This is a genomic window from Methylomonas sp. BG-2 (genome assembly GCF_057766305.1).
Genome location: NZ_JBYMAP010000276.1, coordinates 1 through 4,868, shown reverse-complemented (window position 1 = coordinate 4,868; position 4,868 = coordinate 1). Strand labels below are relative to the sequence as shown.

At 60.0% G+C, this 4,868-nt stretch carries 3 protein-coding genes; all 3 read left to right on the top strand.

Translation table 11 applies throughout. From position 1 onward, the window contains the following. The first annotated feature begins 124 nt into the window (after positions 1–124). The 3 genes from fdhF (at position 125) to AC3B8H_RS18565 (ending at position 4,735) form a co-directional block, all read left to right on the top strand. On the top strand, positions 125–2,992 hold the full coding sequence (fdhF, locus tag AC3B8H_RS18575; RefSeq protein WP_488443020.1) for a formate dehydrogenase subunit alpha: 2,868 nt from the start codon (positions 125–127) through the stop codon (positions 2,990–2,992). Positions 2,993–3,054: 62 nt separating this feature from the next. Further along, positions 3,055–3,678 (top strand): globin domain-containing protein, encoded by a 624-nt coding sequence (locus tag AC3B8H_RS18570; RefSeq protein WP_488443019.1) that lies wholly within the window; start codon positions 3,055–3,057, stop codon positions 3,676–3,678. 10 nt (positions 3,679–3,688) lie between these two features. Further along, entirely contained in the window at positions 3,689–4,735 is a 1,047-nt protein-coding gene (locus AC3B8H_RS18565; protein ID WP_488443018.1) for an LLM class flavin-dependent oxidoreductase, read from the top strand. The last annotated feature ends 133 nt before the right edge of the window (positions 4,736–4,868 follow it).

Genomic DNA, 4,868 nt, shown 5'->3' with positions numbered 1-4,868 from the left:
GTGGCTTATAGAGAAACAACAACCAGGCCGGTCCCCCACGCTTGTTTTGAGTCCCACTGGGGAACGACCTATTTCGATCTATACAATCCGGACACTTTCCGGAAAACGGTTTGGAGAAAACTCAATGGCGCATCAATGCGGCGATTGTGGCTGTGACAACGATTTAGGCACGCCTGAAAAAATCTCGGACACACTGGTGGAACTGGAAATCGATCTGGTCAAGGTCGCGGTGCCGCAAGGCACCTCGTTACTGCGCGCGGCCACAATGGCCGGTATCGAAATTCCCAAACTATGCGCCACCGAAACCCTAGAGCCGTTCGGCTCCTGCCGCCTGTGCCTGGTCCAGGTCGAAGGCCGGCGCGGCTATCCGGCATCCTGCACCACGCCGGCCGAAGCCGGCATGGTGGTCAAGACGCACACGCCGCGCCTTGCCAAGATTCGTCGCGAGGTGATGGAACTGTATATTTCCGACCACCCGCTGGATTGTCTGATGTGTCCCGCCAACGGCCATTGCGAGCTGCAAACGATGGCCGGCCGCGTCGGACTGCGCGCAGTCCGTTACGGCTACGAAGGCCACAACCATTTGTCGCTACCAAAAGACGAGTCCAACCCCTATTTCAGTTACGACCCCTCCAAATGCATCGTTTGCAACCGTTGCGTGCGCGCCTGCGAACAAATCCAGGGCACGTTTGCATTAACCATTGACGGCCGAGGCTTCGAATCGCGGGTATCGCCGGGGCAAAATCAGCCGTTTCTCGATTCGGAATGCGTGTCCTGCGGCGCCTGCGTGCTGTCCTGCCCGACCGCGACCTTGACAGAAAAAACCCTGATCGAACACGGCCAAACCGACGACCATATCGTCACCACCTGCGCCTATTGCGGCGTCGGCTGTTCGCTAGTCGCCGAAGTCAAGGGCGATCAAGTCGTCAACATGTTTCCGAACAAAAACGGTCACGCCAACCACGGCCACGCCTGCGTCAAGGGTCGTTTTGCCTGGGGTTACGCCAGTCACCCTGACCGATTGACCAAGCCGATGATCCGCGACAAAATCACCGATCCCTGGCGGGAAACCAGTTGGGAAGAGGCCATCCAATTTGCCGCCACCAAGTTCAAGTCCATCCAAGCCAAATACGGCAAAAACGCGATCGGCGGCCTGGTCTCGTCCCGCTGCACCAACGAAGAAGATTATCTAGTTCAGAAACTGGTGCGGGCCGCTTTCGGCAATAACAACGTCGATACCTGCGCAAGGGTCTGCCATTCACCGACCGGCTACGGCTTGAGCGCCACCTTTGGCACCTCGGCCGGCACTCAGACCTTCGACTCGGTAATGGACGCCGGCGTGGTGATGCTGATCGGCGTCAACCCGACCGACGGCCATCCGGTATTCGGCTCGCAACTGAAGCGGCGGATTCGCCAGGGCGCCAAACTGATCGTCGTCGATCCGCGCGAAATCAATCTGGTCGATTCCGCCCACATCAAGGCCGACTTTCATTTGAAATTGCGCCCCGGCACCAACGTGGCAATGGCCAATGCGTTGGCCCACGTCATCGTCGGCGAAGGCTTGTATGACGAAGACTTCATCAACGCACGCTGCGACACCCAAGCATTCGCCAAATGGAAGGACTTCATTCTGGACCCGCGCAATGCGCCGGAAGCAATGGCGGCGATTACCGGCGTGCCGGCCGAACGGGTACGCAGTGCCGCGCGCTTGTTCGCCGCCGCCGGCAACAGCGCGATTTATTATGGCTTAGGCGTCACCGAACACAGCCAGGGTTCGACGATGGTCATCGCCGTCGCCAATCTGGCGATGGCCACCGGCAACATCGGCCGACCCGGCGTCGGCGTCAACCCGCTACGCGGTCAGAACAACGTACAAGGTTCCTGCGACATGGGCGCTTTTCCGCATGAGCTGCCTGGCTACCGCCACGTGTCCAACGACGCGGTGCGCGCCACATTCGAACGGGCCTGGGGCGTGGAACTGCAAAACGAACCCGGCCTGCGCATTCCTAACATGTTCGAGGCCGCGTTCGACGGCACCTTCAAGGGTTTGTATTGCCAGGGCGAAGACATCGCCCAGTCCGACCCCAACACTCAGCACGTCGAAGCCGCGTTGCGGGCCATGGAATGCATCGTCGTCCAGGACTTATTCCTGAACGAAACCGCCAAATTCGCCCACGTGCTGCTGCCTGGCGCGTCGTTCCTGGAAAAAGACGGCACTTTCACCAACGCCGAACGGCGGATTTCCAGGGTGCGCAAGGTCAAGGCGCCCTTGGGCGGCTACGGCGACTGGGAAGCAACGATGATGCTGGCCAACGCGATGGGTTACCCAATGCACTACGATCATCCGTCGCAAATCATGGACGAAATCGCCTCACTGACGCCCACTTTTAAAGGCGTCAGCTACCAAAAACTGGAGGAAATGGGCAGTATCCAATGGCCGTGCGACGACGATTCGCCTGACGGTACGCCAACGTTGCACATTGACGGTTTCGTGCGCGGCAAGGGCCGCTTCATGACCACCGAATACATCGCCACCGACGAGAAAGTCACCCGCCGCTTTCCGCTGATTCTGACCACCGGCCGCATCTTGTCGCAATACAACGTCGGCGCCCAAACCCGGCGCACCAAGAACACCGCCTTGCATCCGGAAGACATTCTGGAAATTCATCCGCACGACGCCGAAGAGCGCGGCATCATTGACGGCGATTGGGTCGGCATTCAAAGCCGAGCCGGCGAAACCGTGTTGCACGCCAAAGTCTCGACTCGAATGCAGCCCGGCGTGGTCTACACCACCTTTCACCACCCGTTTTCCGGAGCCAACGTGATTACTACCGACAATTCCGACTGGGCCACCAACTGCCCCGAATTCAAGGTCACCGCGGTGCAGGTCGTTAAAGTCGCGCTACCGTCGGAATGGCAGCAACGTTATCTGCAGTTCCGAACCGCACAGGAAAATTTCTTGAAGCACCCCAAAGAGTCCGCCAACGGTTAAATCATTCGAAGACGGGCGCTCGCCGTCGCCAGGCACATGCACATCCCCATAGGAGACAGGCCATGATCGCAACCGACCACCATCCACCGTCGCCGACCAACACCGGCGAATCAAACGCCGATTGCCATGCCGCCTCGGTCCCGATGACGGTCGGCGACGAGGTGAGCTGGAAGGCGGCGTCCACCGGACTGGAGTTTCCGGCCGTGCCGTTTCCGTCCCGACGGGTTTTCGAGGTTGCCGGCAGCGCCCTGCTCAGAGCCTTGGTCCACCGCCATCACGAACGCTTGTTGAATACGCCGATCGGACACTTGTTTCCGAAAGATCCCGTGCGTTTCGCGGCCGGCGTCGAAAAAACCGCCGATTTCATCGTCGAAGCGACCGGCGGTCCGGCCTTGTTTACCGCCAACCACGGCCACACCTGCATGCGTTCCCGGCATTTTCCGTTTACGATAGACGAGCTGGCCCGCGAGATTTGGCTGGCGCAACTGCTGTCGGCCTTCGACGACGTCGGCTTTCCGGACGAGCTTAGAGAGGAGTACTGGAATTGGGTGGAATCGTTGTCGATACGCGTGATCAACCGGCGCACGATGCGCGCGGCCCCACGCCGCATCCCGTTTGCGAGCGCGGCCACCGAGCTGGCCGACGCGCTGGCCTTGCAAAGGCGAGTCGCGGCCGTCTTGGCTTAACCCGTCAACCGTGAATATTGGCACCGATTCCGAGCCGGCCGCTGCGCAAGCCATGCGCTTTGGTGTGTTCGCCAATTTCGAGAATCCGGGCGGCGGTTTATGTGCCGAGGCACTGCGGGAAAACGTGCTGACCGTCCAGCACGCCGAACGCCTGGGATTTGCCGAAGCCTGGATTACCGAGCATCATTTCAACCCGTTCAGCGTTAGCGCGGCAATCTTTCCGCTTCTGAGCTATCTGGCGGCCGCCACTTCGACGATCAAACTCGGCAGCGCGGCGGTGCTGTTGCCGATGCACGATATATTGCAGGTAGCCGAAGACGCCGCCACCGTCGACGCGCTCTCTGGCGGCCGCCTGCTGCTGGGCGTCGCGCGCGGCGGGCCGTTCCCGCTACAATTTCAACACTTCGGCGTCGATCACGCGACGAGCCGCGAACGCCTGCTGGAAGGCGTGCTATTGCTAGAGAAATTGCTGACCGAAGAAAACGTCGATTTCGACGGCCATTATTACCGCTACCGACAGGTGTCGATCTACCCTCGCCCGCTCCAAGCCTCGATTCCGATCTGGCTGGCGGGTTTGTCGCCCGACAGCATCGCCCTGGCCGCCGCGCGCGGTTACGGACTGATGGGCGCATCGGCCGCGCCGGTGGCGAAATTGCAAACCGCGTTAGCGACCTATCGCGCCCACGCCACGCAAACAGTGCAGCCCTTCGTGTTATCGCGTTACTTTTTCTGCGCCGAAAACCGGCGCGCGGCGATCGATGCCGCGTTGCCGTTCGTCCGCGATTTCGCCCGCAACATGGGCGCGGCGGTCCAGAACGCCGTGCATACCGGTTCGACGGAGCTTCCGTTTGGCGTCGAAGCCGCCGAATTAGCCGAAGAACGCATTCTGGCGAACGCCATCGTCGGCGATGCGGCGGAATGTCTGGATAAAATCCGGGCGCTACGGGACGCGCTCGGCCCTCATACCCTGATCTTGAAACCCGCCTCCTACGATCCGTCCGCCAACCGAAGCGCGTTGAGCTTGATTGCCGAGCATCTCGACCCAAGGCACCTCTGATGCGTTGGCAGCGGGCGAAAATTGATCAGTCGTACCTGACCAACAGCGATTTGGTAAACGCATGGCTAAATTGAAGTAAAACGCTCGTAAAACCTCTTCGCCCAACGGTTGTACCTTTCAAAATAATCAGAGC

Excerpts from the sequence above, each read along its gene's own strand:
- fdhF (WP_488443020.1), top strand. The coding sequence starts at position 125 with ATGGCGCATCAATGCGGCGATTGTGGCTGTGACAACGATTTAGGCACG.
- AC3B8H_RS18570 (WP_488443019.1), top strand. The coding sequence starts at position 3,055 with ATGATCGCAACCGACCACCATCCACCGTCGCCGACCAACACCGGCGAA.